At 65.2% G+C, this 24282-nt stretch carries 30 protein-coding genes; 19 read left to right on the forward strand and 11 right to left on the reverse strand.

What is annotated here, in order from left to right:
• Positions 1 to 96 precede the first annotated feature (96 nt).
• Both M0209_RS04590 and M0209_RS04595 read left to right on the forward strand, forming a co-directional pair.
• Positions 97 to 1437 (forward strand): deoxyribodipyrimidine photo-lyase, encoded by a 1341-nt coding sequence (locus tag M0209_RS04590; protein WP_258887119.1) that lies wholly within the window; start codon positions 97 to 99, stop codon positions 1435 to 1437.
• Positions 1434 to 2579, forward strand: a complete 1146-nt coding sequence (locus M0209_RS04595) for a serine hydrolase (protein WP_258887120.1) — start codon at positions 1434 to 1436, stop codon at positions 2577 to 2579. The genes M0209_RS04590 and M0209_RS04595 overlap by 4 nt, the downstream gene beginning before the upstream one ends.
• A gap of 3 nt (positions 2580 to 2582) precedes the next feature.
• Here the strand turns inward: M0209_RS04595 and M0209_RS04600 are convergent, their stop codons facing one another.
• From M0209_RS04600 to purF, 3 genes are read right to left on the reverse strand one after another with little or no spacing between them, the layout of a single operon-like run.
• Complete coding sequence (locus M0209_RS04600; protein WP_258887121.1) at positions 2583 to 2906, reverse strand: PilZ domain-containing protein; 324 nt, start codon at positions 2904 to 2906, stop codon at positions 2583 to 2585.
• Positions 2907 to 2963: 57 nt separating this feature from the next.
• The gene (locus M0209_RS04605) at positions 2964 to 3665 is read right to left on the reverse strand and encodes an SDR family NAD(P)-dependent oxidoreductase (protein ID WP_258887122.1); all 702 of its coding nucleotides are present in this window, start codon (positions 3663 to 3665) and stop codon (positions 2964 to 2966) included.
• Entirely contained in the window at positions 3662 to 5131 is a 1470-nt protein-coding gene (gene purF / locus M0209_RS04610) for an amidophosphoribosyltransferase (protein ID WP_258887123.1), read from the reverse strand. Before purF ends, M0209_RS04605 begins: the two co-directional genes overlap by 4 nt.
• A gap of 87 nt (positions 5132 to 5218) precedes the next feature.
• Between purF and hisI the strand changes: the two genes are divergently transcribed.
• On the forward strand, positions 5219 to 5578 hold the full coding sequence (gene hisI / locus M0209_RS04615) for a phosphoribosyl-AMP cyclohydrolase (RefSeq protein ID WP_258887124.1): 360 nt from the start codon (positions 5219 to 5221) through the stop codon (positions 5576 to 5578).
• Here the strand turns inward: hisI and M0209_RS04620 are convergent, their stop codons facing one another.
• On the reverse strand, positions 5579 to 6079 hold the full coding sequence (locus M0209_RS04620) for a hypothetical protein (RefSeq protein WP_258887125.1): 501 nt from the start codon (positions 6077 to 6079) through the stop codon (positions 5579 to 5581). It abuts the gene before it with no gap.
• A gap of 109 nt (positions 6080 to 6188) precedes the next feature.
• Between M0209_RS04620 and M0209_RS04625 the strand changes: the two genes are divergently transcribed.
• Together M0209_RS04625 and M0209_RS04630 are read left to right on the forward strand one after the other, a co-directional pair.
• Positions 6189 to 6614 (forward strand): MerR family DNA-binding transcriptional regulator, encoded by a 426-nt coding sequence (locus M0209_RS04625; RefSeq protein WP_258887126.1) that lies wholly within the window; start codon positions 6189 to 6191, stop codon positions 6612 to 6614.
• Positions 6615 to 6634: 20 nt separating this feature from the next.
• On the forward strand, positions 6635 to 8437 hold the full coding sequence (locus tag M0209_RS04630; RefSeq protein ID WP_258887127.1) for an acyl-CoA dehydrogenase C-terminal domain-containing protein: 1803 nt from the start codon (positions 6635 to 6637) through the stop codon (positions 8435 to 8437).
• On the opposite strand, the gene M0209_RS04635 is transcribed toward M0209_RS04630, so the two are convergent.
• From M0209_RS04635 to serS, 3 genes are read right to left on the reverse strand one after another with little or no spacing between them, the layout of a single operon-like run.
• Positions 8434 to 9306 (reverse strand): M23 family metallopeptidase, encoded by an 873-nt coding sequence (locus M0209_RS04635; protein ID WP_258887128.1) that lies wholly within the window; start codon positions 9304 to 9306, stop codon positions 8434 to 8436. The two genes, M0209_RS04630 and M0209_RS04635, sit on opposite strands and share 4 nt — an antisense overlap.
• Positions 9307 to 9316: 10 nt before the next feature.
• The gene (gene surE / locus M0209_RS04640; RefSeq protein WP_258887129.1) at positions 9317 to 10087 is read right to left on the reverse strand and encodes a 5'/3'-nucleotidase SurE; all 771 of its coding nucleotides are present in this window, start codon (positions 10085 to 10087) and stop codon (positions 9317 to 9319) included.
• Entirely contained in the window at positions 10087 to 11388 is a 1302-nt protein-coding gene (gene serS, locus M0209_RS04645) for a serine--tRNA ligase (RefSeq protein ID WP_258887130.1), read from the reverse strand. The genes surE and serS overlap by 1 nt, the downstream gene beginning before the upstream one ends.
• Positions 11389 to 11456: 68 nt before the next feature.
• Between serS and M0209_RS04650 the strand changes: the two genes are divergently transcribed.
• From M0209_RS04650 to M0209_RS04660, 3 genes are all read left to right on the forward strand, one after another.
• Positions 11457 to 12368, forward strand: coding sequence for a hypothetical protein (locus M0209_RS04650; RefSeq protein ID WP_258887131.1), 912 nt, complete (start codon positions 11457 to 11459; stop codon positions 12366 to 12368).
• A 496-nt stretch (positions 12369 to 12864) separates the two neighbouring features.
• Positions 12865 to 13335 (forward strand): RNA polymerase-binding protein DksA, encoded by a 471-nt coding sequence (gene dksA / locus M0209_RS04655; protein ID WP_408988180.1) that lies wholly within the window; start codon positions 12865 to 12867, stop codon positions 13333 to 13335.
• Positions 13336 to 13427: 92 nt separating this feature from the next.
• A complete protein-coding gene (locus M0209_RS04660; protein WP_258887132.1) occupies positions 13428 to 13787 on the forward strand; it encodes a PilZ domain-containing protein in 360 nt (119 codons plus the stop codon).
• A 13-nt stretch (positions 13788 to 13800) separates the two neighbouring features.
• On the opposite strand, the gene M0209_RS04665 is transcribed toward M0209_RS04660, so the two are convergent.
• Positions 13801 to 13956 carry a DUF465 domain-containing protein gene (locus M0209_RS04665; RefSeq protein ID WP_258887133.1) on the reverse strand — a complete coding sequence of 52 codons (156 nt, stop codon included), beginning with the start codon at positions 13954 to 13956 and terminating at the stop codon, positions 13801 to 13803.
• A gap of 154 nt (positions 13957 to 14110) precedes the next feature.
• Here M0209_RS04665 and M0209_RS04670 point away from each other — a divergent pair, with 154 nt between their 5' ends.
• Genes M0209_RS04670 through M0209_RS04700 form a run of 7 tightly spaced genes read left to right on the forward strand, consistent with a single transcriptional unit; the run spans position 14111 to position 18135 of the window.
• The gene (locus M0209_RS04670) at positions 14111 to 14308 is read left to right on the forward strand and encodes a YdcH family protein (protein ID WP_258887134.1); all 198 of its coding nucleotides are present in this window, start codon (positions 14111 to 14113) and stop codon (positions 14306 to 14308) included.
• Positions 14309 to 14364: 56 nt separating this feature from the next.
• Entirely contained in the window at positions 14365 to 14814 is a 450-nt protein-coding gene (locus M0209_RS04675) for a DUF1465 family protein (protein ID WP_258887135.1), read from the forward strand.
• Positions 14815 to 14824: 10 nt separating this feature from the next.
• Complete coding sequence (locus tag M0209_RS04680; RefSeq protein WP_258887136.1) at positions 14825 to 15337, forward strand: CvpA family protein; 513 nt, start codon at positions 14825 to 14827, stop codon at positions 15335 to 15337.
• The gene (locus M0209_RS04685; RefSeq protein WP_258887137.1) at positions 15334 to 15759 is read left to right on the forward strand and encodes an iron-sulfur cluster assembly scaffold protein; all 426 of its coding nucleotides are present in this window, start codon (positions 15334 to 15336) and stop codon (positions 15757 to 15759) included. The genes M0209_RS04680 and M0209_RS04685 overlap by 4 nt, the downstream gene beginning before the upstream one ends.
• Positions 15756 to 17534: a cation:proton antiporter gene (locus M0209_RS04690; protein WP_258887138.1), complete on the forward strand. Its 1779-nt coding sequence runs from the start codon at positions 15756 to 15758 to the stop codon at positions 17532 to 17534. The genes M0209_RS04685 and M0209_RS04690 overlap by 4 nt, the downstream gene beginning before the upstream one ends.
• Entirely contained in the window at positions 17531 to 17866 is a 336-nt protein-coding gene (locus tag M0209_RS04695; RefSeq protein ID WP_258887139.1) for a DUF423 domain-containing protein, read from the forward strand. Before M0209_RS04690 ends, M0209_RS04695 begins: the two co-directional genes overlap by 4 nt.
• A complete protein-coding gene (locus tag M0209_RS04700) occupies positions 17863 to 18135 on the forward strand; it encodes a hypothetical protein (protein ID WP_258887140.1) in 273 nt (90 codons plus the stop codon). Before M0209_RS04695 ends, M0209_RS04700 begins: the two co-directional genes overlap by 4 nt.
• On the opposite strand, the gene M0209_RS04705 is transcribed toward M0209_RS04700, so the two are convergent.
• From M0209_RS04705 to M0209_RS04715, 3 genes are read right to left on the reverse strand one after another with little or no spacing between them, the layout of a single operon-like run.
• The gene (locus tag M0209_RS04705; RefSeq protein WP_258887141.1) at positions 18126 to 18281 is read right to left on the reverse strand and encodes a DUF2256 domain-containing protein; all 156 of its coding nucleotides are present in this window, start codon (positions 18279 to 18281) and stop codon (positions 18126 to 18128) included. The two genes, M0209_RS04700 and M0209_RS04705, sit on opposite strands and share 10 nt — an antisense overlap.
• Entirely contained in the window at positions 18281 to 19390 is a 1110-nt protein-coding gene (gene aroB, locus M0209_RS04710) for a 3-dehydroquinate synthase (protein WP_258887142.1), read from the reverse strand. Before aroB ends, M0209_RS04705 begins: the two co-directional genes overlap by 1 nt.
• Positions 19387 to 19929 carry a shikimate kinase gene (locus tag M0209_RS04715; RefSeq protein ID WP_258887143.1) on the reverse strand — a complete coding sequence of 181 codons (543 nt, stop codon included), beginning with the start codon at positions 19927 to 19929 and terminating at the stop codon, positions 19387 to 19389. The genes aroB and M0209_RS04715 overlap by 4 nt, the downstream gene beginning before the upstream one ends.
• Before the next feature lie 79 nt (positions 19930 to 20008).
• Between M0209_RS04715 and M0209_RS04720 the strand changes: the two genes are divergently transcribed.
• Genes M0209_RS04720 through M0209_RS04735 form a run of 4 tightly spaced genes read left to right on the forward strand, consistent with a single transcriptional unit; the run spans position 20009 to position 24279 of the window.
• Positions 20009 to 20149 carry a hypothetical protein gene (locus M0209_RS04720; protein WP_258887144.1) on the forward strand — a complete coding sequence of 47 codons (141 nt, stop codon included), beginning with the start codon at positions 20009 to 20011 and terminating at the stop codon, positions 20147 to 20149.
• Positions 20133 to 21932 carry a hypothetical protein gene (locus M0209_RS04725; RefSeq protein WP_258887145.1) on the forward strand — a complete coding sequence of 600 codons (1800 nt, stop codon included), beginning with the start codon at positions 20133 to 20135 and terminating at the stop codon, positions 21930 to 21932. Before M0209_RS04720 ends, M0209_RS04725 begins: the two co-directional genes overlap by 17 nt.
• Positions 21929 to 22834 (forward strand): tyrosine-type recombinase/integrase, encoded by a 906-nt coding sequence (locus M0209_RS04730; protein ID WP_258887146.1) that lies wholly within the window; start codon positions 21929 to 21931, stop codon positions 22832 to 22834. The genes M0209_RS04725 and M0209_RS04730 overlap by 4 nt, the downstream gene beginning before the upstream one ends.
• Positions 22831 to 24279: a M48 family metalloprotease gene (locus M0209_RS04735; RefSeq protein WP_258887147.1), complete on the forward strand. Its 1449-nt coding sequence runs from the start codon at positions 22831 to 22833 to the stop codon at positions 24277 to 24279. The genes M0209_RS04730 and M0209_RS04735 overlap by 4 nt, the downstream gene beginning before the upstream one ends.
• Positions 24280 to 24282 lie beyond the last annotated feature (3 nt).

Here is a 24282-nt window from a genome sequence, read left to right on the forward strand (position 1 = left end):
AAGTGGTGGAGGGGGCTCGCCACACTTGGTTCGCTGCACGTCGAGAACCCCCTCCGTCAGCTTCGCTGCCACCTCCCCGTGCCGGGGAGGAACTAGATGACCGCCATCCTCTGGTTCCGCCAAGACCTCCGCCTCGCCGACAATCCCGCGCTCACCGCAGCGGTTGCGGCGGGCAAGATCGTTCCGCTCTACATCCTCGATGACACCACCCCCGGCGATAACGCCATCGGCGGCGCGCAACGGTGGTGGCTGCATCACAGCCTGACTGCGCTCGACGCGAGCCTCGGCGGCAAGCTGGTGCTGCGCCGCGGCGACAGCCTTGCCGTCCTCGAAGCGGTCATGGCCGAAACCGGCGCGATGCACATCCACGCTACGCGCGCCTATGAGCCATGGTGGCAGCGGACCGACAGCGAACTCGGGGAGCGGCTGACGCTTCACGACGGCAATTACCTCGCGCACCCGGACAGCATCCGCACCGGCGGGGGCGGGCGTTACAAAATCTTCACGCCCTATTGGCGCGCGCTGCTCGACCGGATGCCGCCCGCGAAGCCCTTGCCCGTCCCTGAAAGAATCGAGACGGTAACGGCGGAGAGCGACAAGCTCGACGACTGGCACTTGCTCCCGGTCGAACCCGATTGGGCGACCGGCTTCGATGTCTGGACGCCGGGCGAGGACGGCGCAAAGGCCGCGTTCCGCACCTTCCTCGACGTCGTCGGTGACTATGACCGCGCGCGCAACATGCCATCGGAGGCGGGCACCTCGCGCCTGTCGCCGCACCTGCACTTCGGCGAAATCTCGCCCGCGACGGTGTGGCATCATGTTGCGAAAAAGGTCGGCGCGAAGGGCGAGCCTTATCTGCGCGAGATCGGTTGGCGCGACTATGCCGCCAACACCATCGACCAGTTCCCAGATTACGGCACGAAGAGTGCGCGCGACGACATCGGCCGGATCGCGTGGCGGCGCAGCGACAAGGACTTTGCGGCCTGGACCAAGGGCCAGACCGGCTACCCCATCGTCGATGCGGGCATGCGCGAACTCTGGGCGACGGGATGGATGCACAACCGCGTCCGTATGATCGCCGCGTCGTTCCTCGTGAAGCACCTGCTGATCGACTGGCGGCGCGGCGAGCGCTGGTTCTGGGACACGCTCGTGGACGCGGATTACGGATCGAACGCGGTCAACTGGCAGTGGACAGCGGGGTCGGGCGTCGATTCGAACATGTTCGTCCGCATCATGGCGCCGCTCAGCCAGTCGGAAAAGTTCGACGCGGGCGATTACATCCGCAAATGGGTGCCAGAGCTTGCTAAGCTGCCCGATGCGACGATCCACGATCCGCACGGCGCTGGTGTTGCCCCTGCCACTTATGCCAAACCGCTAGTCGGACATCGCGAAGGACGCGAGCGCGCCCTGGAGGCGTACCGGGAGAGCAAGGCATGAGGCGGTTCGGACTGGCGATACTCGGCGCGGCAATGCTGCTCGGCGCGTGCGATACGATCAAACTCTACAGCGACCTGCCGAAGGACAAGAATGTGCTCTTCTGGACGCAAGACCAGCGCGATAACGGCTTTCGCGCGCTCGAAAAGCTGGCAACCGTGCGCGGCATCCCCGCTGGCGGGTCGATCCTTGCTTTTGGCCAAGGGGTGCCGCTGAAACTGCCGATCGACATCGACGCTTACATGAAAAGCCAGCGTTCAGCGGGACTGATCGTCATTCAGGACAACAAGATACGCTTCGAAAAATACGCGCTCGGTTATAGCCCGCAGGGGCGCTGGACGAGTTTTTCGGTCGCGAAATCCTTCACGTCTACGCTGGTCGGTGCAGCGGTGAAGGATGGCTATATCAAGAGCCTCGACGACAAGGTGACGCAGTACATCCCGACCCTGCGCGGTTCCGTGTATGACGACGTAACGGTCAAACAGCTGCTGACCATGACGTCGGGCGTGAAATGGAACGAGGATTACGCCGACCCGAAATCCGACGTCGCGCAATTCGCGCTGCAAAAGCCGGTGCCCGGCGAGGATATCACCGTAAGCTATATGAAAAAGCTGACCCGCGAGGCGCCTGCGGGTACGAAATGGGTCTACAAAACCGGCGAGACCAATTTGATCGGCGTGCTCGTGTCGAGCGCAACGGGGAAGTCGCTGAGCGCCTATCTGTCCGATAAGGTGTGGAAGCCGTTTGGCATGGAGGCCGACGCCTTCTGGATTTTGGGCGATACAGGCCATGAGATCAGCGGCTGCTGTCTCTCGGCGCGACTGCGCGATTATGCGCGTTTCGGCCAGTTCGTTCTCGAAGGCGGGCCGGGCACGGTGCCCGACGGCTGGTTCGCGGCGGCGACCACCAAGCAGGCCGACATCGGCCAACCGGGACGCGGTTACGGCTATCAATGGTGGACGAACGACGATGGCAGCTTTGCCGCGCAGGGCATTTTCGGGCAGGGGATTTTCATCGACCCGAAGCGCAAGCTCGTTATCGCGTCGAACGGAAACTGGCCCAAGGCGACCGACCCCGATACGGTCGGGGCCGAGCGCGAGCGGTTCTACAAGGCCGTACAGGCAGCGGTCGACGCAGGGCGGTAACGCTTAGCGCGCGTTGATAATCGAATCGAACACCGCCGGGTTGAGCAGGTTCGCGAACGCGCAGCCGACGACCTGGCCGTCGTTCCACACGACTTCGGCCTGAAGCCCCTTGAACGGGCCGATGGTCAGCCAGCAGAGACTCCCCGCGCGCATCCCTGTTACCGCCTGGGCGGCAAACCCGCCGATCGACAGGTCGATCAAATTGGTCGGAAAAGCGCTCGACCCCGACGGGCGCAGCATCGCCGGGATGTTGAGCACGATGCGCGGCGCGCAGCGATCCTCTTGCGCTGCCTGAGTGTAGCTGTCGTTTACGAGAGACAAGGTCATGCCGTTTTTCCCCTTCGATCTCAGCTTCGACCCTGCGCCCCGCAAGTTACGCGAATCTTACCCGGTCTGGTTAACGACAATCCGTTCGCCGCTTTCGAACCCGTCGCGCAACAGCCCGACAAGGCGCGCCGCGACGACTTCCGGACCTTTCAGCGTCGCCGGGTCTTCACCGGGATAGGCGCGTGCACGCATCGCCGTGCGGGTCGCACCGGGGTCGAGGATGGCGACCTTGACCCGCCCGCTGGTTTCGTCGGCATAGCTGCCGAGCAGCGTGTCGAACGCGGCCTTGGACGCTCCATAGGCACCCCAATAGGCACGCGGCGTCGCTCCGACGCTGGACGTCACGCCTATAACCCGGGCATCCTTCGACGCCCGCAGCATGGAATCGAACGCGGCGATCATCGTCGCCTGGGCGGTGACATTCAGCGTCATCACCCGCGAAAACTCCTTGGGGTCGATATGCGGTACCGGCGTCAGCGTCCCGAGCATCGCGGCGTTGAGGACGAGTGCGTCGAGCGCACCCCAGCGACCCGCAATTGCCGTCGCCAGACGCCCGATCGAGTCGCCGTCGGTCAGGTCCATCGGCGCAATCGTCGCGCTACCGCCGGCGTCGTGGATGCGGTTCTCGACCTCTTCGAGACCTGCCGCTGTGCGGGCGGTCAGCACGACATGATAGCCGTTCGCCGCCAATGCCTCTGCTGTTGCCGCACCGATTCCGCGTGAAGCACCCGTGACGAGCGCCAGTTTCCCCTCGCTCAAACCACCCGCTCCGCCAGCATTTCGAACTGGTCCTCCACCGCGCTGTCGTCCTGATCGGTCAGCCGCGTCGGATAGTCGCCGGTAAAGCAGGCATCGCAATATTGCGGACGGATGTCAGCGCGCTGCGTCTCGCCGAGCGCACGGTACAGGCCGTCAATGCTGATGAAACCAAGCGAATCGGCATGGATGAAATCCTGCATCCCGCCGACGTCGAGCTTGTGCGCCAGCAGCTTGGTCCGCTCGGGTGTATCGACCCCGTAGAAACAACTGTGCCGGGTCGGCGGCGACGCGATTCGCAGATGGACCTCGCTTGCGCCCGCATCGCGCATCATCTGGACGATCTTCAGGCTCGTCGTGCCGCGTACGATGCTGTCATCGACCAGCACCACCCGCTTACCCGCTATCAGCGCACGGTTGGCATTGTGCTTCAGCTTGACACCGAGGTGGCGGACCTGATCGCCCGGCTGGATGAAGGTGCGCCCGACGTAATGCGAGCGGATGATGCCGAGTTCGAACGGAATACCCGATTGCTGGGCATAGCCGATGGCGGCAGGCGTTCCCGAATCCGGCACCGGCACGACCAGATCTGCTTCGACCGGGTTCTCGATGGCGAGCTGCGCGCCGATCGCCTTTCGCACATCATAGACGCTCAGGCCCTGTGCCGAATCGGCGACGATCGAGTCGGGACGACTGAAATAGACATGTTCGAAAATGCAGGGGCGGGCATGCGCGGCGGGGAAGGGCTTGACCGAACGCACGCCCGATGCGGTCACGATCACCAGTTCGCCGGGCTCGACGGTGCGGACATAGGTCGCACCGACGACATCGAGCGCTACCGTCTCCGACGCGAAAATCGTCGCGCCGTTCAGCTCGCCCATCACCAGCGGCCGGATGCCGAGCGGGTCGCGGCACGCGACCATCCCCTCGGTCGTCATGCAGACCAGCGAATAGGCCCCTTCGACCTGCTTCAGCGCGTCAACGAACTTGTCGAGCAGGGTACGATAGGTGCTGGTCGCGACGAGGTGGATGAACACCTCGGTGTCGCTGGTCGACTGGAAGATCGACCCGCGCCGGACCAGTTCGCGCTTGATCGCCATGGCGTTCGAGACATTGCCGTTGTGCGCGATGGCGAACCCGCCCGAGGCGAGGTCGGCATAGAGCGGCTGGACGTTGCGCAGCGCTGTCTCGCCCGTGGTTGCATAGCGGACATGGCCGCACGCCATGCTGCCCGGCAGCGCGCGGATAATGTCGTCGCGGTCGAAATTACCCGCGACATGACCCATCGCGCGGTGGGTATGAAACTGGTGCCCGTCCCACGAGCTGATCCCGGCTGCTTCCTGTCCGCGATGCTGGAGCGCGTGAAGGCCGAGCGCAACCAGCGCGGAAGCCGATTCGGACCCCCAAACGCCGAATACGCCGCATTCCTCGCGGAGCTTGTCGTCCTCGAACGGGTTCGTTGTCAGCACTGGCGTGGGTCCGTTGTCGGGGTCGGATGGCGGGCCTATAGGGACAAGCGCGCCCGCTGTCTCGCTTTTGTAACAGGAAAATTTGCCGTGGCCGATCCGCGAGAAACCGGAACTGTGCTCGACCCCAAATGGGACGCGAACGGCCTTGTGACCGGTGTCGTCACCGATGCCACGACCGGCGACCTGCTGATGGTCGCGCACCTGAACGCCGAAGCGCTGGCGCTGACCCAGTCGACCGGCGAAGCGCATTTCTGGTCGCGCAGCCGGGAGCGGTTGTGGCGCAAGGGCGAGGAATCGGGAAATGTCCTCCGGGTTGTCGAACTCCGCATCGATTGCGACCAGGACGCGCTGTGGATCAAGGCGGAGTCCGCAGGGCCGGCGTGTCACACGGGGGAGCGGAGTTGTTTCTATCGCAAGATCGAACGGGGCAGCCTCGTTTCCGGTTGATCAGGTTCCCGCAGGTTTCGGATAAAAGGTTTCGACGGCTGCGCTGCCCGATTTCAGGATAAGTACCGCACCGTGCAGCGCCGGAATGCTGCCGAGAACGCCGGATTTTTCGATCAGGTCGAGGGCATCGGCACCGGTCTTGATCGTTGCAATTGTAATCGCCCGCGTATCGCTCTTGTCGATGGCATGCGCGAGTGCCAGGCCGTTTGCCATCAGAGCGATGACGGCACCGCCCTTCGCCATGCCGTCCGCGACGTCAGGTTGGTAAAATGCCGCCAAGTCCAATCCCGATGACAGCAGGTTCGCCGCCGATCCGATCCGCTCTGAATTGTCGAGCAGGATATGGTTGAACCGCTGCACATCTCCGTTGTGCTTTTCGGGGTTGCTGTCGAGGCGAAGTCCGGCGCCGACGAGATTGCCGTCGGCGTCGAGCGCAGCCACAGGCGTTCCCGGCAGCGTGCGCAACGCGGGTTTCAGATTTGCGCTTGTCTGGATTAGCATTGCCGACACTTTCACGGGAGTGGCACGGTATCGGTCGAGGTATCAGATGCCGTGAGGATCGCAACGCTGTCGCTTGCACTTTACGTTTACGTCAACTAGCATTCCACACATGGACCAGACCGGATCGCACGCGACCATCGAAACGCCGGATTTCCGCGACCGGCACCAATATTCGATTTCCGACCTGTCGGAGGAATTCGGGGTCACCGCGCGCGCGCTGCGCTTCTATGAAGACGAGGGACTGATCGCACCCGTCCGGCGCGGAACCACGCGCATTTATACCAAGCGCGATCGGGCGCGGCTGGCGTGGATCTTGCGGGCGAAACGCGTCGGGTTCAGCCTTGCCGATATCCGCGAGATGATCGACCTCTACGATGTCGGCGACGGGCGGGCGACACAGCGTCACGTTACCATCGAAAAATGCCTGTCGCGGATCGACCTGCTCAAACGTCAGCGCAACGACATCGACGCGCATATGGATGAACTCAACCGCTTCGTAAAAATGGTCCAGGCGGCCGAACACGACGCGCACTGAACGGATTTAAGGACGCAACGATGCCCCAATACACCGCCCCCGTGCGCGACACGCGCTTTATTCTCGACCATGTCATCGGGCTCGACCGCTATTCGAATCTGCCCGGTTTCGAGAACGCGACGCCCGACACTGTCGAGGCCGTGCTCGAACAAGGCGGCAAGTTCGTCGCGGAGGTGCTGTTCCCGCTCAACCTGTCGGGCGATCAGGAAGGGTGCACAAGGCATCCCGACGGATCGGTGACGACGCCAAAGGGGTTCAAGGAAGCCTATAAGCAATATGCCGAAAACGGCTGGGGCACATTGTCGATGCCCGAGGAATTTGGCGGGCAGGGGCTACCGCATGTCGTCTCGACGGCGTTCACCGAGTTCCTGAGTTCGGCGAACATGGCGTTTGGCATGTATCCAGGCCTGACAGCGGGTGCGATCAGTTCGATCCTCGCCAAGGGCAGCGACGCACAAAAGGCGACCTACGTCCCCAAGATGGTCGCGGGCGAATGGGGCGGGACGATGAACCTGACCGAGCCGCAGTGCGGCACCGATCTGGGCCTCATCAAGACGCGCGCCGAGCCGGATGCCGGCGGGAACTGGTCGATCACCGGCACCAAGATTTTCATCTCGTCGGGCGAACACGACCTGACCGAGAACATCATCCATCTGGTGCTGGCAAAAACTCCCGGCGCGCCCGACAGCGTCAAGGGGATCAGCTTGTTTATTGTACCCAAGTTCCTCGTCAACGACGACGGCAGCCTGGGCGCGCGCAACGGCGTCAGTTGCGGGTCGATCGAACACAAAATGGGCATCCACGCCAATTCGACCTGCGTCATGAATTTTGACGGAGCGACCGGCTATCTGGTCGGGGAAGAGATGAAGGGCTTGCAGGCTATGTTCATCATGATGAACCACGCGCGCCTCGGCGTCGGCCTTCAAGGCCTCGGCATTGCCGAAGTCGCGCGGCAAAACGCGGTCCAATATGCCAAGGACCGGCGTCAGGGCCGCGCGCTGACCGGCACGCAGGAACCCGGCGAAAAGGCCGACACGCTGTTCGTCCATCCCGACGTCCGCCGGATGCTTATGGAAGCCAAGGCGCTGACCGAGGGGTTGCGCGCGCTCGTCCTGTGGGGCGGGTTGCAGGGCGACCTCATCCACGCCGCGCAGACAGAGGAGGAGCGCCAGCACGCCGACGATCTGCTGTCGCTGCTGACGCCCGTCATCAAGGGCTATGGCACCGACAAGGGTTACGAGATCGCGACGACCAGCCAGCAGGTCTATGGCGGTCACGGTTATATCGCCGAATGGGGCATGGAGCAGTACGTCCGCGATGCCCGGATTGCGATGATCTACGAAGGCACCAACGGCATTCAGGCGCTCGATCTGGTCGGCCGCAAGCTCGCCAAGGACGGCGGGCGCGGGGTGCAGTTGTTCTTCGCCACACTCGCGCAGGAAATCGCGGTCGCCAAGGAAGTGCCCGAACTCGCCGACTTTGCCGGACGGCTCGAAAAGGCGACCGGCGACCTTCAGGCCTCGACGATGTGGCTGATGCAGAACGGGCTTGCCAACCCCGACAATGCCGGCGCGGCGTCGGTGCCGTACATGCACCTGATGGGCATTGTCGCCGTCGGCCTGATGTGGCTGCGGATGGCGAGCGCGGCACAGCGGCTGCTGGCAGCCGGCGAGGGCGACTCAGCGTTCCTGAACGCGAAGCTGTTAACCGCGCGATTCTATGCCGAACGGATCATGCCCGATACCGGCGCGCTGCGCCGCAAGCTGGAGGCAGGGGCCGAAAGCATGATGTCGATGCCGGTCGAGATGTTCGAGGCGACTTAACGCCCCGGCAGATATTTGACCGGATCGACCGGCACCCGCGCGCGGCGGAGTTCGAAATGGAGCGGCTCGCCGCCCGATTTGCCGAGCATCTGTCCGGCGCGGACGGTATCGCCCTTGGCCACGCCCGCGCCCGCAATCCGGCCATAGGCGCTGATCCAGCCGCCGTCGTGGCGAAGGAGGATGAGGCCGCCATAGCCGGGGACGCCGGTCCCGACATAGGCGACCGTGCCTGCCGAGGCGGCGCGGACGCCTGCGCCCGGCGCGGCACCGATATCGATGCCCTGGTTGACGCGGCCGCTGCCCTGCGGGCCAAAGCGGCTGATGATCGTGCCGGTCAGCGGCCAGAGAAATTGCGTCGACGATGCCGTCTGGACCGGCGCGGGGCGAACGGCGGGTGCCGTCGCGACGCGTGCCGGTTCGCTGCCGGTAACGAGATCGTCGATACCGATCTGGAAGGCGGCGGCGCGGGCTTCGGGCGACATCGCGGCGGTCGCGGCGGCATCGCCGGGGAGAAGCAGCCGTTGCCCGACGCGAAGGACGAAGGGTTCGGCGAGCGCATTGGCTTCGACAATGCGGGGCCAGGGCAGGCCATAGGCGCGCGCGATGGCAATGCCCGTCTCGCCCGCCGCCACGACATGCACGCGTTTCCCGTTTTCGGTGACGGCGCGCGCGGTGACGGGGCGCATTTCCCAGATCGGACGTTCGTCCTTCAACTGGCTGAGGTCGAGATCGAGGCGCGGGCTATCGGGGCGCGTCTGTGCGACCGGGGGCGGCGGCGGCGCGGCGGGGGCGACGGTGCCCGGCGGGATACACCCGCCCAGCGCCATCGTCGCGGCAAGAACCGCCAGCTGTGTTCGACCCCCGCTCACGAGAGAGAGCCTAGCAGCCCGAAAGCGCTTCGGTAAGGGTCGGAATGGAGCCATAATGGGTAAGGTCGAGGTGCAGCGGAGTGACCGTGATAAACCCCTCGGCAATCGCTTCCAGATCGGTGGCGTGCCCCGGTGTCTCCTGCGTCGCGCCCAGCCCGAACCAGTAATAGGGATAGCCGCGCGGATCAGTGCCCTTCACGATCCGCGCGCGCCCGTAATCGTGGAATCCCTGTTCGACCACCTTCACGCCGTGCACAGCCTCGGGGGCGAGCGCAGGAAAGTTGACGTTGACTAGAGTGCGCGGCGGCATGTCGGCGGCGATCAGCGGACGCAGCACGCGTTCGCCCCACGCCTCGGCAGCGGCGAAGGGCACGGTGTCGCCCATCCCCTCGCGCGCATAAACCTGGCTGAGCGCAATCGAGCGATAGCCCGCCAGCGTGCCTTCCATTGCCGCGCTGACCGTGCCCGAATAGGTGACGTCCTCGGCCAGGTTCGCGCCGCGATTGACGCCCGACAGGATCAAATCGGGCTTGGCCTCTCCCATCACGACCCCCAGCGCCATCATGACCGCATCGGTCGGCGTGCCGCTGACGGAGTACCGGCGCTCGTCATGCTTGCGGACCCGCACCGGGCGGCTGAGCGTCAGCGAGTGCCCCGCACCCGATTGCTCCTCCTGCGGGGCAACGATCCAGATGTCGTCGCTTAGCGTGCGGGCAATCGCCTCCAGCACCGCCAGCCCCGGCGCGTGGATGCCGTCGTCGTTGGTCAGCAATATCCGCATCAGGGCACCAGCCGCGTCGCGCCGCCCATGTACGGGATCAACACTTCGGGCACATGCACGGCGCCGCCGTCCTGCTGGTAATTCTCCAGCACCGCGACCAGCGCGCGCCCAACCGCGACACCCGATCCGTTGAGCGTATGGACGAAGCGCGTGCCTTTCTCGCCGGTAACCCGATAGCGCGCGTTCATCCGCCGTGCCTGGAAGTCGCCGCAGTTCGAACAGGACGAAATCTCGCGATAGGCGTTCTGCCCGGGCAGCCAGACTTCGAGGTCGTAGGTCTTCTTCGCCGTGAATCCCATATCCCCCGCGCACAGCAGCATCCGGCGATAGGGCAGGTCGAGGCGGTCGAGGATCGCCTCGGCCGCCAGCGTCATGCGTTCATGTTCGGCAACGGACTCTTCTGGCGTCGTGATCGACACCAGTTCGACTTTCTCGAATTGGTGCTGGCGGATCAGCCCGCGCGTGTCGCGGCCTGCCGACCCCGCTTCTGATCGAAAGCATTGCGTCAGCGCGGTGAACCGCATCGGCAGGTCCGCGTCGGAAAGGATGCGCTCGCGCACCTGATTGGTCAGGCTGACCTCGGACGTCGGAATCAGCCAGCGCCCGTCGGTCGTCTGAAACGAATCCTCGCGGAATTTGGGCAATTGCCCCGTCCCGAACATCGCCTCGTCGCGGACCAGCACCGGCGGCGCGACTTCCTCATAGCCGAAGTCGCGCGTGTGCACGTCGAGCATGAACTGCCCCAGCGCCCGCGACAACCGTGCAGCGGGGCCGCGCAGATAGGCAAAACGCGCACCGGAGACCGTCTGTGCCGTCTCGAAATCGAGGCCCAGCGCCGGACCGAAGTCGAAATGCTCGCGCGGCGCAAAGGCAAAGGCCGCACGTCGTCCCTCCTCACTGACAACGACATTGCCCGCCTCGTCCGCGCCATCGGGAACTTCGGCATCGGGCAGGTTCGGCAGGGCAGCAAGCATAGCGTCCAGTTGCGCACCGGTGTCCGCCGCTTCGCGCTCCAGTCGTTCGATCTCGGCCTTGTCGCCCAGCTTCGCCTTCAATGCCTCGATTTCGGCAGCAAGGGCAGGGCGGCCGGCATCGCTCGCCGCTTTCATCCGGCCCGTCAGCGGCCCGATCGCGGTCGAGATGCGATTGCGCTCGGCAACGGCCTGTTCGGCCATCGTCATGCGCGCGCGGCGGATCGTATCGAGCTGGAGGAGCGTTTCCGACGCGGCGGCGACCCCGCGGCGCGCGAGCGCTGCGTCGAAGGCGGCAGGGTCTTCGCGGATCAGGCGGATGTCATGCATGGCCCGGCGCTATGGCGTCGGGCCAGCACGCTTGCAACCTCCGGTCGCTGGTTCAGGCGGTCTTGCGCTTGGCGAAGCGGCTGCGGGCGACGAGACCCGCTGCGCCCAAACCGAACAGCACGACCATCGGCGGTGCAGGCACCGGGTTCGGACCACCCGGATCTCCACTCGTGCCGCTGCTCGTGATGCCTGACGAGGTGCTGCCGCTCGTCGAGGACGAGGTGCTGCTGCTGGTCGAGGTGCTCGACGTCACATTCCCGCTCGATGCGCTTGAGGTACTCGACGTCACATTGCCGCTCGACGAGCTGCTGGTCGAGGAACTCGTGCTGACGTTGCCTGAGGACGACGAAGAGACATTGCCCGACGACGAGGAAGAAACATTGCCGCTCGACGAAGACCCGCCGGTGGAGCTGGTCGTGGTCGATGACAGACCGCCGGTCGACGTCGAACTCGACGTCGATCCGCCGCTCGTCGAGGACGACCCGCCGCTGGTGGACGATGTGCTCGAAACACCGCCAGTAGTACTCGACACGCCACCGGTTGAGGTCGAAGTCGATCCTCCGGTGGTTGAGAGACCGCCAGTCGATGTCGAACTACCGCCCGAACCGCCGCTCGATGTCGAGGACGATCCGCCGGTCGTGGTCGATACGACAACACTGCCGCCGCCCCCGCCCGAACCGCCGAAGAAGCCACCTGCAAAGAAGCCGCCGCCGAAACCGCCGCCGCCCGAACCGCCGACAACGATCGGGACTGCGCCACCGCCGCCACCGGCAAAGGCCGCTTCACGCGGTGCCATCGGGGGCATCGGCATCCCGCCGCCGGTCACTGTCGTGGTGACCGTGCGCGTCGTGCCGCACGGTACGCGCGTCATGACCATGCGGCGCTTGCCGCCGATAACTTGCGAGGTCCGCATCGCGCATCCCGAGGAGGCCATCACAACGCGGCGAACGCGCTTGACGATGCGTGTCGGCTTGACGTGATGGACGCGCGCTACGCGGACGGCGCTGCCCTTTTTCGTCTTGTAGACGCTCGCCGGGCGCGCATCGGGCTGGCTGGCGACATGCATCGCACCACCGCCGACAATCGCACCGCCGCAGGCCGCGACGCACAGTTTGGCAAGAGCCATCTTCACCGACATAATATCGTCCTGTTCATCAAAGGCTGTTCCGGCGACAACATGTGTGACCGGGACTGTCCAGAAGGCGAGGAGTGCGGCGATAATTCACAGTCCGCAACCCGGTTAACCCATATTCGGCACCCGATTAGCGCCTTTTCCCACATCTTGCGCCAACGATCACGGTTAATGTTTCATTTAGGGGCTGTTTTGCCCCTCAAACCTTGTTTTCGTAACCTAAATTTTCATTTCGGGTCGCGTGCTTGTGCCGCCTCGGGCCGCTGTCTATAGGCCGCGCCAACGAACGGGTCTGCATCCGAACGCCGGTTACGGGCGGGACGGGACCGTCAATGGAGATCGGGATGGCGACGGCATTGGACACGTCGGGATTCGGACAGCAATCGGGTGGGCATGTGAGCGCGAACGCAAACGACACGCACTACCGCCCCTCGGCGGACGAACCCTTTATGAACGACAAGCAGCTTGCCTATTTCAGGGCAAAGCTGATCGACTGGAAAGAAGCGATCCTGCGCGAATCGCTCGATACGCTGGCGACGTTGCAGAACGAGCCGCTGCGCGAGCCCGATGTCACCGACCGCGCATCTAGCGAGACCGACTGGTCGATCGAGCTTCGGACCCGCGACCGGCAGCGCAAGCTGATTTCCAAGATCGACGCCGCGCTGCGCCGGATCGAAGAGGGCGAATACGGCTATTGCGAAGTCACCGGCGAGGCGATTTCGCTGGGTCGGCTGGAGGCGCGCCCGATTGCGACAATGACCGTCGAGGCCCAGGAACGCCACGAGCGCAATGAAAAGGTCTCGCGCGACGAATAGTCGTTCGAGCAGCTGCAGCACCCCTGTTTACAATTTGGCGACAATTCGGCCCTACACCCTTGTCAAAGTGCATAAAGGGATAGCTCGGGTCGATGATGGTGGATAGCGAACAGGGCCAGCGGCAGGAAAAGCGCGATAGCCTTTTCCTCAGCGCGACCGTGACGATCGAGAGCGGTAAGCCGTTTTCGACGCGCGTCCGCAATTTGTCGGCTGGCGGCATGATGATCGACGTCGCCAACGATCCTGTTCCCGGGACGCCCGTGGTGGCTGAATTGCGCGGTATCGGCGAGATCGACGGGCGGATCGCCTGGGCGTCGCCGGGACGCGCCGGCGTCGCCTTCGACGAGGATATCGACCCGCGTCTGGCCCGCGCCACGACATCGACGAAAATCGACCTGCCCGACTATCTGAAAGCACCGGTCGGACGCCGCCCGGGACTGGCGATCCGCTGAAGCGTAGGCCGGTTCAACCGGTCGAAATCGCTTCCTTCAGCCGCAGCTTCTGTTTCTTCAACAACGCGATCAGCACGGTGTCGGGGCGCGGACGGCGTTGCTCGTCGTCGAGGCGCGCTTCGATATCGGCGTGCTTGGCGGTCAGGGAAGAAACATGCGCGGTGGCCATGGCCCGTGTCTCCTTCGGCTTGGGATCGACATACAATCATGGACGCGGGCGTTTGTCTCGTAAAAATCGCATCTTGAACGACGAACGATTGCTCGCACGCTATCAAGCGATTTGACCGTTGAGGGACGCCACCCGGCAATGTAGCGTCGCGCCGGTGAACGACCGCGACCTGATCGAACGCCTCGACGCGTTGAAGCTCGAACATCGCGATCTCGACGAAGCGATTGCCGCGCTGCGCGATGCGGGTGCACCCGACCAGCTGCGGCTAGCGCGCCTCAAAAAGCGCAAACTGCGCCTGCGCGACGAAATCGCATCGTTCGAATCGCGGCTGATCCCGGATATCATCGCCTGAGCTTTGCATCCGCCGTTTACCCTGAATAGCAATTTTACCGCAGCGCCGCCTGTGGCATGGGGAGCGCAATGCTTGCCAACCGCCTGATCGACGGCCTGTATACAGAGGCCATGCTGCTCGCCGACGAAGTGCGTGCGTATTTCGACGATATCGGGCGCGATACCCGCGATTCGCTCGATCCGATGGACCGGGTGCTGTTCAGCTGCGAATCGCTGAAGGTGACGACGCGCCTGATGCACGTCATTGCCTGGCTGCTGACCCAGCGCGCAGTCGAGGTGGGCGAACTGTCGGCGGACGGCGCGCGCGAGCCATCGCGACGGCTGGGCGGGGCGGTGGACAGCGATGCCGAAACGCTTGCCCGGCTGCCTGCCGAGGCACGGCGCTTCGTCGATGCCAGCATTGCGCTTTATACCCGCGTGGCGCGGCTCGAATCGGGTCTCGATGACGATTTGCCGGCGGCCAGCCCCGCACGCCAGCTATACAGCCGCCTGCAGCAGTCGTTCTGATGGGGGCGAAGTGACAGGCGCGGGCTTTACGTCGCTCGATATGATGGTGCTGGTATCGCTGTCGGTCGCGGGTGGGTTCGGCGCGATGCGGGGTTTTGTCGGCGAAGTGTTCTCGCTGGCGGCCTGGATTGCCGGTATCGTCGCCGTGAAACTGCTTCACGGAATGGCCATGCCGATGTTGGTCAAACCCGTCGGTAGCGAAGGTGGAGCCTCGATCCTCGCGGTGGCGCTGGTCTTCGGACTGGCCTTTCTCGCCGTCAAGCTGTTGGGGAGCCGGTTGGGCCACTCGGCGCGGAGTTCGTTGCTCGGGCTCTTCGACCGGGTGTTGGGTCTGGGCTTCGGCATGGTCAAGGGGTTGCTGGCGGCGACGTTGGCGTTTCTGCTGATGGGGCAGGTCTATGACATCCTCAACGGTCGCAACGCTGCGCGTCCCGACTGGATGGTGAAATCGCGGACCTACGACTTGCTTCGCGCGAGCAGCGCGGCGCTGATCGGGGCCGTCGAGGCGGGGCGCGCGCGATGAGCGCGCCGCTCTACACGCTCGATGTCCTGCGGCTTGCGGCTGCAACGGGCGATTTCCCGCCGCTTGTATCGCCTGACGCGACCGCCGAACGCCGCGCAACGACGTGCGGTAGCAGGGTCACGGTCGGACTGACGTTCGACGCCGACGGGCGCGTCGATACCTATGGCCATTCGGTAAATGCCTGTGCGCTGGGGCAGGCCGCCGCCACGATTTTCGGGCGTGGCGTCGCCGGGCGGCACGGCGCGGCACTCGTCGCCGCGCGCGATGCATTTGCACTCTGGCTCATCGAACCGGATGCCCCGGCACCCGATTGGCCGGGCATCGAAGTGCTGGCACCTGCCCGGGCCTATCCCGCACGCCATGGCGCGATGCGGCTGCCGTTCGAGGCGGCAGCGGACGCAGCCGCTAAGGTAACGGCATGAACGGCTCCCTGCTCGGCGAAGCGGTGATTCTGCTTGGTGCGGGGTTGGTCTTCGTGCTGCTGTTCCGCAAATTCGGCCTTGGTGCCGTGCTCGGTTTCCTGGTTGCGGGCGCGCTGATCGGCCCTCAGGGGCTGGGCCTGGTCGGCAGTGTCGAATCGAAGCTGGGCGTGGCCGAACTTGGTATTGCGCTGCTGCTGTTTCTCGTGGGTCTCGAACTCAATCCGACGCGACTGTGGCGGCTGAAGGAGGATATTTTCGGCCTCGGTCTCGCCCAGGTGGCGCTGTGCGGTGCGGCTGTCAGTGCCATCGTCTGGCTTGTCGTGGGCTTTTCCCCCTCGGCAGCCATCGCGCTCGGCCTGCCGCTCGCGCTCAGTTCGACCGCGCAGGTGTTGCCGATGCTGCGATCGGCGGGGCGGATGCGGACCCCGTTCGGCGAGCGCGCTTTTTCGATCCTGTTGTTCCAGGATCTGTCGATCGTCCCGCTCATCGCCATTGTCGCTGCAATGAGCCGCAACCCGGCGGACGCGGGCGGACCGCCGGGGTGGTTGCTATTCCTGTCCACCGTCGGCGCGGTGATCGGGCTGGTGCTGGCGGGCCGGTTCATCCTGCGCCCGCTGTTCCGCCTGATCGGCAATCTGGGCGAACGCGAGATGTTCGTTTTCGCGGGGCTGTTCACCGTCATCGCAAGCGCCGCACTGATGGAGTCCTTGCATCTGTCGACGGCGCTCGGGGCCTTCGTCGCAGGCGTGATGCTCGCAGATTCGCCCTATCGCCACGAGCTCGAAGCCGATGTCGAGCCGTTCCGCACCATCCTCATCGGGCTGTTCTTCCTGTCGGTCGGCATGATGCTCGACCTGCACGCGATCGCCGAACGCCCGCTTTTCGTTGTCGGCATGGCGCTGGCGCTGATCGCGACCAAGGCGGCGATCATCACCGGGCTCGCCATGGCGTTCCGCATGGCGTGGCGGCCTGCGCTGGCGCTGGGCCTTTTGCTCAGCCAGGGTGGCGAATTCGGTTTCGTGCTGTTTACGCAGGCGCAGAACGCGCAACTGATAGCGCCCGAGGCCGCCAGCCTGTTCGGCGCGGTCGTGACCCTGTCGATGGCGACCACACCGTTCCTGATGATGGTGACGAGCCGGTTTCGCGCCGAACCGGTCGATCCTCAGGAGCGCGACGGCCCGGTTGCCGACGGATCGAGCGCGCTGATCATCGGCTATGGGCGGTTCGGCCAGACGGTCGGCCAGATGCTGATCGCGCAGGGCATCGCGGTTACGCTCGTCGACACCGATATCGAGATGATCGATGTCGCGGGGCAATTCGGCGCGAAAGTCTATTACGGCGACGGCACGCGGCTCGACCTGTTGCGTCAGGCAGGGGCGGCGGAGGCCGAACTTATCATGTTCTGCACCGACGGCGACCAGATCGGCCCCCAACTCGTCGAGGCGGTGCACGAGTCGTTTCCCAAGGCTGCGATCTTCGTGCGCGCCTATGACCGGCGTGCACTGCTTAAGCTCAAAGACGCGCCGGTCGCGGGTGTCGTGCGCGAAGTGCTCGATTCGGCGGTCCGGATGGCGCGACAGGCGATGGAAGCCGTCGGCGTCGAAGGCGAGGAAATCGACCGCACCGAAGACCTGTACCGCAAGCGCGACCGCGAGCGGCTGAAAATCCAGCTCGAAGCAGGCGACCTGCGCGCGTCGCGGCCCGAGGTGATCGCGCAGACCGGCGGCTGGGCGGTTGTGCCGCGACCCGACGGGGAAGGGGAGACGTCGCTGTGAGCGCTGCTCGCATCGTCCGCGTTGCGGCACTGTCGGCCGCTATAGCCATCGCGGCAGGCGCTTTCGGCGCGCACGGGGCGGGTGATCAGGCGAAAGAATGGCTTCGCACCGGGGCGACCTACCAATTACCCCACGCCATTGCTGCCATCGCCTTGGCGCGGCTCGACCCGCGCGTTTCATGGGTGCTGCTCGGCAGCGCGGCGGTGTTCGCTTTCAGCCTGTACGCGATGGCACTCGGCGCCCCTCGCTGGTTCGGCGCGATCGCGCCCCTCGGCGGCGCGGCGATGATCGGCGGGTGGCTATGGCTAGCCTATGGTGCAAGGCTCAGATGAAACGCCTCGATACCCGCATGGTCTTGGCCTGCCTCGCCGTCCTTATCGTAATGATATTCTCGCCTTGGATTTATTTAGCATTTCCGAGTGCAAACCCGCACTTCGTTGCGCTACCCTTTGCGGTCGGCGCAGCAACCGCCTTCGCCTTAATGCCGAAGGGCAAAAAGGAGGCCGCAATCGCTTTGGCCGTAGCTGCACTTTTGGTGGTGCCGACGAACATCGCCGGACACTCCTTGGCACATGTTTGGAAAGTAGGATGTTACGATTGACGGGTCGCCCTGTTTTCCCGGCACTTGTCCGAACAATAGACGACTGAATCCCAGTCGCGCACCCATTTCTTGCGCCAAGTGAAGGGGCGGTCGCAGGCAGGACACATCTTGGTCGGCAGGTCGCGCTTGGCGACGCCGTTCGGCATCAGGCGTCATCCGCGTTGAGGAACGCTGCGACCTCGGACAAGTCGATCCCCTTGGCCAGGAAGGTCTGCCCGATCCCGCGCGCCAGCAGAAGCGGCACATCGCCCCCTTCGCGCTTCTTGTCATGCGCCATATGTGCGGCGAGCGTCTCGCCGCTTGCGTTGGTCGCGGGGCGGGCACCGGTGGGAAGCCCGACTTCGGCAAGATGGGCAGATACCCGCTCGCTGTCCGTCGCCGCACACAACCCGCGCGACACAGAAAAACGGAACGCCAGCGCCATGCCGGCTGCCACGCCCTCGCCGTGGAGCAACCGGTCGGAGAACCCTGTTTCGGCTTCGAGTGCATGACCGAAAGTGTGTCCGAGGTTGAGCAGCGCCCGCGTCCCCGTCGTCTCGCGCTCGTCGGCGGCGACAATGCGCGCCTTGGCGGCAACGCTGGTCGCAATTGCATGAACCCGCGCCGCCATATCGCCATTCAGCAGCGCCGCCCCGTTCGCTTCGCACCAGTCGAAGAAAGCGGGATCGTCGATCAATCCATATTTGACGACTTCGGCATAGCCCGCGCGCAACTCGCGCGGGGGCAGGGTGTCGAGCACCTCAGGGTCGATCAGCACCAGCTCCGGCTGGTAAAACGCCCCGATCAAATTCTTCCCCGCCGCCGTATTGATCGCGGTCTTGCCACCGACCGATGAATCGACCTGTGCGAGCAGAGTCGTCGGCACCTGCACGAATTTGCATCCGCGCTTGACGATAGCCGCCGCAAAACCGGTCAGGTCGCCGATCACCCCGCCGCCGAGCGCGACAATCGCTTCGCCGCGTTCGATTTCGAGCGCGAGCAGCCGGTCCGTCAGCGCTTCCAGCTGCCGCCAGTTCTTGCTCGCCTCTCCGGAAGGGACCACGATGGGCTCGACGCGCAAGCCTTCCGCTTCCAGCGACCCCGTCAGCGTCGCCAGATGCGGCGCGACGACATTGGCGTCGGCGATCACCACGATCCGCCCGTTGCGTGCCAGCGGTGCCAGATAGTCGGCGGCGCGACCCAGCACACCGCCCTCGATCACGACGTCATAGGGGCGTCCGGTTTCGACGTGGACGATTTGGTACAAGGGGGTCATGCGGGCAGCTTGTTCATGATGGCGTCGACAGTTTCCTCATGCGGGGCGGGATGCGACATCACATGGACGGGTGCGAGCGCGTAGACCGGGTTCCGCACCGCCGCCAGATCGCGCAACACCGTTCGCGCGTCGCGTCCGGCGAGCAGCGGCCGGTCGCTGCGTCGTCCCACCCGCTCGGCCAGCGTGTCGATATCCGAATCGAGCCAGATCGCGGTTGCTTGTTCGAGAATCAGCGCGCGGGTGTCGGCATTCATGAACGCGCCGCCGCCGGTGGCGATCACCCGCGGTGCGCCGTCGATCAGGCGGGCGATCACCCGCCGCTCACCATCGCGGAAATGGGCCTCGCCGAACCGCTCGAAAATTTCGCTGATCGTCATGCCCGCTGCCGTCTCGATTTCGTGGTCGGCATCGACGAACGGCACATCGAGCCGCTTGGCCAGCCGCCGCCCGATCGTCGTCTTGCCCACGCCCATCAGGCCGACCAGCACGACCGGTCGTGCGATCGCGAAAGGGCGATTGGGGGAGTGTTGGCCGCTCATGACGGCGGGGCTATACAGAGGCGGGTCGCGTCGGGCAAAGAGCGCGTCCCGAGCCCGAAATATTGCAGAGTTTTTGTCGATGCGTCGTCCGCCCTACCTCCTCCTAGTGCTGGTTTTTGCTGTTATCGTGGCAGCGCTGGTGGGCCTGTCGCTCGTCGATGCAACCAAGACCCAGAAGCGCGTCGAAAAACCGGTCTCCGAAAATGCGCTGGCGAAATAGCCTCCCCGCCGCGCTGCTGGTCGCGGCGAGCGCCGTCGCTCTGTGGCCGGCGGTCGCTCAGCGCAGCCCCGAATCGATCCTGCCGCCCGGCTTCGGCGAACCCGAACCGGCAAACTCCGCGCGTCCTGCGCCCGAACGGCCGCAGCGTCCCACGACCGATCTTGTCCCCGATGTCCGCCTCAACGTCCCCGGCGCACCAGCGCAGACCGGCACGCCGACCGACGTCATCGGCGACCTGATCGAGGACACATCGAATAACTCGACTGCCGTCGTCACGGCCCCGATGGACCTGCCGCCCCAGGCCCGCCGCTCGCTCGACCGCGTCGGCGTCGCCGATGCCGACGAGACCGGCTTTGCGCTGAACGCCTATGCATCGACCGACGGTCGTTTCCTCGGCACCATGATGCAGCGGATGAACGCGCCCATCGCCTCGCGCTGGCTGTCGATCCTGCTGCGCCGGTCGCTGCTCTCCCAATCGGATATTCCGCCCGGCATCGGCGGTGCGGACTGGGTCGCCGAACGTGCATGGCTGCTGCTGCGGATGGGCGAGGCCGATATGGCCCGTGCCCTGGTGGCGCGAGTCGACGCAGAGAATTTCACGCCGAAGCTCTACGCCGTTGCGATGCAGGCGGCGCTGGCAACCGGCGACCCCGCCTCGCTGTGCCCGATTGCCAATGCGGCGGCGAGTGTCAGCGACGAACCGTCATGGCCGCTGGCACAGGCGATGTGCGCGGGGCTGTCGGGCGAATCCGGCACAGCCAGCGCGCTGGTCGACAAGGTTCGCGACGCGGGCGACGCGCGCGGCATCGACGTGCTGCTTGCCGAAAAGGTCGTGGGTGCTGCCACCAACACGCGGCGTTCGGTCAGCATCCAGTGGGACGGTGTCGACAAACTGACGTCATGGCGTTTCGGGCTCGCGACGGCGACAGGGGTAGCGATCCCGCCGAAGCTGTTTGCGACGGTCGGGCCGCAGGTTCAGGCGTGGCAGGCACGCGCGCCGCTGGCGGCTCCCGCAGCGCGCGTGGCTTTTGCCGAACGCGCTGCGGCGATGGGCGTGTTTTCGAGTGAGGCACTGGTCGATTTCTTCGGAACCGTCTGGGACGCGACCGACCCTGCCGAGCGTGGCAGCAGTGTCGGGGAGACGTTGCGGGCCGCCTATTCGGGCGATGAGTCCGCGCGGTTGGGCGCCATGCGAACCTTGTGGTCGGCAACGGGTGCCGACCCCTATGCGCGTCAGGTCTTGACCGCCCGTGCGGCGGCGATGCTGTCGCCGGGGTCGGGTGCGTCGGGCGACGATCTCGACCGGGCGGTCGGCTCGATGCTGTCGGCGGGCCTCGATATTCAGGCCGCCCGCTGGGGCTCGGCGGCGCAGCGCGGTTCGCTCGCCTGGGCGTTGCTTGCTGTTGGCGCGCCGCGCGCGATCCAGGGACTCGATGCGTCCGCCGTGCGTGCCATCGACGGCGGCGAAGAGGACCGGCGGGCGAAATTCATGCTTGCGGCGCTCGCAGGGCTCGGCCGGATTTCCGCCGACGATGCGAGCAGCCTTGCCGAAAGCTATGCCGTACCTCTCGGTCGGCAGACCAAGTGGACACAGGCGCTCGACCGCGCGGCAAAGTCAGGGCAGGCCGGCACCGTCGTGTTGATTGCGGCGGCGGGGATGCAGACGCGCGAATGGCAATATGTCCCGCCCGAATCGCTCTACCACATCGTCGTCGCCTTCCGGCGGGTCGGCCTCGAACCCGAGGCACGGATGATCGCTGCCGAGGCGCTGACCCGCGCTTGAACGTCCCCGACGACGGCGCTGCGATTGCGGCCTTTCTGTCGGCGCTGGCCGCCGAGGCCGGGGCCGCGCGCAACACCTTGATGGCGTACCGGTCGGACCTCGAACTGGCGTCCGACGCGCTGTCGGGACGGCTGGGGCGCGCGCAGCCGACCGACCTCAACCGGCTTGCCGATGGCTGGGCGACGCTGGCGCGGTCCACCGTTGCCCGCAAATCAGCCGCACTGCGACGCTTTTTCGGGTTTTTGCTCGACGAAGGATTGCGCGCCGACGATCCGTCGAGTGCCTTGCCGCGCCCCGGGGGAATGCAGCGACGTCTGCCACGCGTCCTCGACCACATCGATATCGACCGGCTGTTCTCCGTGCTCGCCGCGCGTCTGGCCGCCAGCAAAGATGCCTCCGCCGATCTCCGCCTGCTAGCGTTGGTGGAATTGCTCTACGGCTCGGGTCTGCGCGCGACCGAACTGGTCTCGCTGGAGGTCCGCGCAATCTCGCCCGACCGGCCTTACGCGATTCTCAAAGGGAAGGGCGGACGCGAACGCCTTGTGCCTGTCTCCGACCGCGCCCGCGCTGCCGTGACGGCTTGGAAAGCAGTGCGCGGCGATGCGCCCGGTTATCTTTTCCCGTCCGGTGCCAAGCACTTGAGCCGCGTTCGCCTGTTCCAGCTGCTTCGGACGCTGGCGGCCGAGGCGGGCATCCCGCCCGACCGGATCAGCCCGCACGTGCTGCGCCATGCTTTTGCCACCCACCTTCTCGAGGGGGGCGCAGACTTGCGCGCGCTTCAGACTATGCTCGGCCACGCCGATATCGCGACCACAGAAATTTACACCCATGTCGAAACGGCGCGGCTTGTCGAGTTGGTCACGACGCGGCATCCTTTGGCCGACAAAGGGAGAGAGACATGACCATGCGAACCTGGGGCATTGCCGCCGCGATCGCCGTTGCTGCACTGCCGGCGCAGCCCTTGCTCGCACAGAGCGCGTCGTCGATTTCGGCGCAGGACAAGGCGCAAGGCGCAGAAGCGCATCCGCAGCTGCTGCGCGAATACGGCGGTGCCTATGTGGGACCGCAAGCCGATTACGTGCGGCGCGTCGGGCAGAAAATTGCCGTCCAGTCGGGTCTGTCGAACGCGCAGAGCGACTTCACCGTGTCTCTGCTCAACTCGCCGGTCGACAACGCTTTCGCGATCCCCGGCGGCTATGTCTACGTCACCCGCAACCTGCTTGCGCTGATGAACGACGAGGCCGAACTGGCCTCGGTCATGGGCCATGAAGTCGGTCACGTTGCGGCGCGCCATTCGCGCGCCCGCAACAATACCTCGACCGCTGTCGGCATCGGCACGTCGCTGCTGGGCGCATTGCTCGGCAATTCTGCGCTGGGACAGCTTGCAACGCGCGGTGTCGGGACCGTGGCTCAACTCGGCGTACTCAGCTATTCGCGCGGGCAGGAAACCCAAGCCGACAGCCTCGGCGTGCAGTATCTCGTCAAGGCGGGGTATGATCCCCTTGCTGCCTCGTCGATGCTCGGCGATCTGGCGGCACAGAACACGCTCGATGCCCGGATCGGTGGCAAAAGCGGCGGGACGCCAACGATTTTCAGTACCCACCCCGATCCCTTGGGGCGCGTCGCCCGCACCCGGCAGGAAGCGACCGCGACCGGTTTTACCAAGGGAGTCCGCAACCGCGACGCATTTCTCGCGGCGATCGACGGCATGATCTATGGCGACGACCCCGCGCAGGGTATCGTCGACGGGCAGACCTTCCGTCATCCCGGCCTGAAACTCGCCTTCACGGCACCGACGGGCTTTGCCATGGCGAACGGGACCGATGCTGTCACGATGACCGGGCAAGGCGGGCAGGCCAGCTTTTCGGGTGGTGCCTATACCGGCGACCTCGATACCTATATCCGCAGTGTTTTCAAGGCACTGGCTCCGAACAGCAATCTCGATGCAGCTGCGGCGCGGCGGTTTCAGGTGGGCGGTATGGATGCCGCGAGCGCAACCGTCGGCGCGACCACCCAGTCAGGACCGGTCGATGTGACGGTCGTCGCCTACGCCGCTGAAGCCAAAGCGGCTTATCATTTCGTGCTGATCACCGCGCAGGGGTCGGGGATCGGGCCGTTCCAGTCGCTGGTGAATTCGGTTCGCCGCCTGTCCGCGAGCGAATCCGCAGCGATCAAGCCGCGACGGATCAAGGTAGTGACGGTCGGGCGCACCGATACGGTGGCGACCCTCGCGGCGCGCATGGCCTATCCGGCGATGCAGGCGGAGCGGTTTCGCGTCCTCAACGGACTTGCGGCAGATGCGGTCGTCCGGCCGGGGCAAAAGGTCAAACTGGTCGTCATCGGATGACGA

The organism is Sphingomonas sp. SUN039, assembly GCF_024758725.1.
In the GTDB taxonomy this organism is placed as follows: domain Bacteria; phylum Pseudomonadota; class Alphaproteobacteria; order Sphingomonadales; family Sphingomonadaceae; genus Sphingomonas_O.

What these genes read in the sequence shown, in the direction of transcription:
- M0209_RS04590 (WP_258887119.1), top strand. Translation starts at nt 97, where the DNA reads ATGACCGCCATCCTCTGGTTCCGCCAAGACCTCCGCCTCGCCGACAAT.
- M0209_RS04595 (WP_258887120.1), top strand. Translation starts at nt 1,434, where the DNA reads ATGAGGCGGTTCGGACTGGCGATACTCGGCGCGGCAATGCTGCTCGGC.
- M0209_RS04600 (WP_258887121.1), bottom strand. Translation starts at nt 2,906, where the DNA reads ATGACCTTGTCTCTCGTAAACGACAGCTACACTCAGGCAGCGCAAGAG.
- M0209_RS04620 (WP_258887125.1), bottom strand. Translation starts at nt 6,079, where the DNA reads ATGCTAATCCAGACAAGCGCAAATCTGAAACCCGCGTTGCGCACGCTG.
- M0209_RS04625 (WP_258887126.1), top strand. Translation starts at nt 6,189, where the DNA reads ATGGACCAGACCGGATCGCACGCGACCATCGAAACGCCGGATTTCCGC.
- M0209_RS04630 (WP_258887127.1), top strand. Translation starts at nt 6,635, where the DNA reads ATGCCCCAATACACCGCCCCCGTGCGCGACACGCGCTTTATTCTCGAC.
- surE (WP_258887129.1), bottom strand. Translation starts at nt 10,087, where the DNA reads ATGCGGATATTGCTGACCAACGACGACGGCATCCACGCGCCGGGGCTG.
- serS (WP_258887130.1), bottom strand. Translation starts at nt 11,388, where the DNA reads ATGCATGACATCCGCCTGATCCGCGAAGACCCTGCCGCCTTCGACGCA.
- dksA (WP_408988180.1), top strand. Translation starts at nt 12,865, where the DNA reads ATGGCGACGGCATTGGACACGTCGGGATTCGGACAGCAATCGGGTGGG.
- M0209_RS04660 (WP_258887132.1), top strand. Translation starts at nt 13,428, where the DNA reads ATGATGGTGGATAGCGAACAGGGCCAGCGGCAGGAAAAGCGCGATAGC.
- M0209_RS04665 (WP_258887133.1), bottom strand. Translation starts at nt 13,956, where the DNA reads ATGGCCACCGCGCATGTTTCTTCCCTGACCGCCAAGCACGCCGATATC.
- M0209_RS04675 (WP_258887135.1), top strand. Translation starts at nt 14,365, where the DNA reads ATGGGGAGCGCAATGCTTGCCAACCGCCTGATCGACGGCCTGTATACA.
- M0209_RS04685 (WP_258887137.1), top strand. Translation starts at nt 15,334, where the DNA reads ATGAGCGCGCCGCTCTACACGCTCGATGTCCTGCGGCTTGCGGCTGCA.
- M0209_RS04690 (WP_258887138.1), top strand. Translation starts at nt 15,756, where the DNA reads ATGAACGGCTCCCTGCTCGGCGAAGCGGTGATTCTGCTTGGTGCGGGG.
- M0209_RS04700 (WP_258887140.1), top strand. Translation starts at nt 17,863, where the DNA reads ATGAAACGCCTCGATACCCGCATGGTCTTGGCCTGCCTCGCCGTCCTT.
- M0209_RS04705 (WP_258887141.1), bottom strand. Translation starts at nt 18,281, where the DNA reads ATGCCGAACGGCGTCGCCAAGCGCGACCTGCCGACCAAGATGTGTCCT.
- aroB (WP_258887142.1), bottom strand. Translation starts at nt 19,390, where the DNA reads ATGACCCCCTTGTACCAAATCGTCCACGTCGAAACCGGACGCCCCTAT.
- M0209_RS04715 (WP_258887143.1), bottom strand. Translation starts at nt 19,929, where the DNA reads ATGAGCGGCCAACACTCCCCCAATCGCCCTTTCGCGATCGCACGACCG.
- M0209_RS04720 (WP_258887144.1), top strand. Translation starts at nt 20,009, where the DNA reads ATGCGTCGTCCGCCCTACCTCCTCCTAGTGCTGGTTTTTGCTGTTATC.
- M0209_RS04725 (WP_258887145.1), top strand. Translation starts at nt 20,133, where the DNA reads ATGCGCTGGCGAAATAGCCTCCCCGCCGCGCTGCTGGTCGCGGCGAGC.
- M0209_RS04735 (WP_258887147.1), top strand. Translation starts at nt 22,831, where the DNA reads ATGACCATGCGAACCTGGGGCATTGCCGCCGCGATCGCCGTTGCTGCA.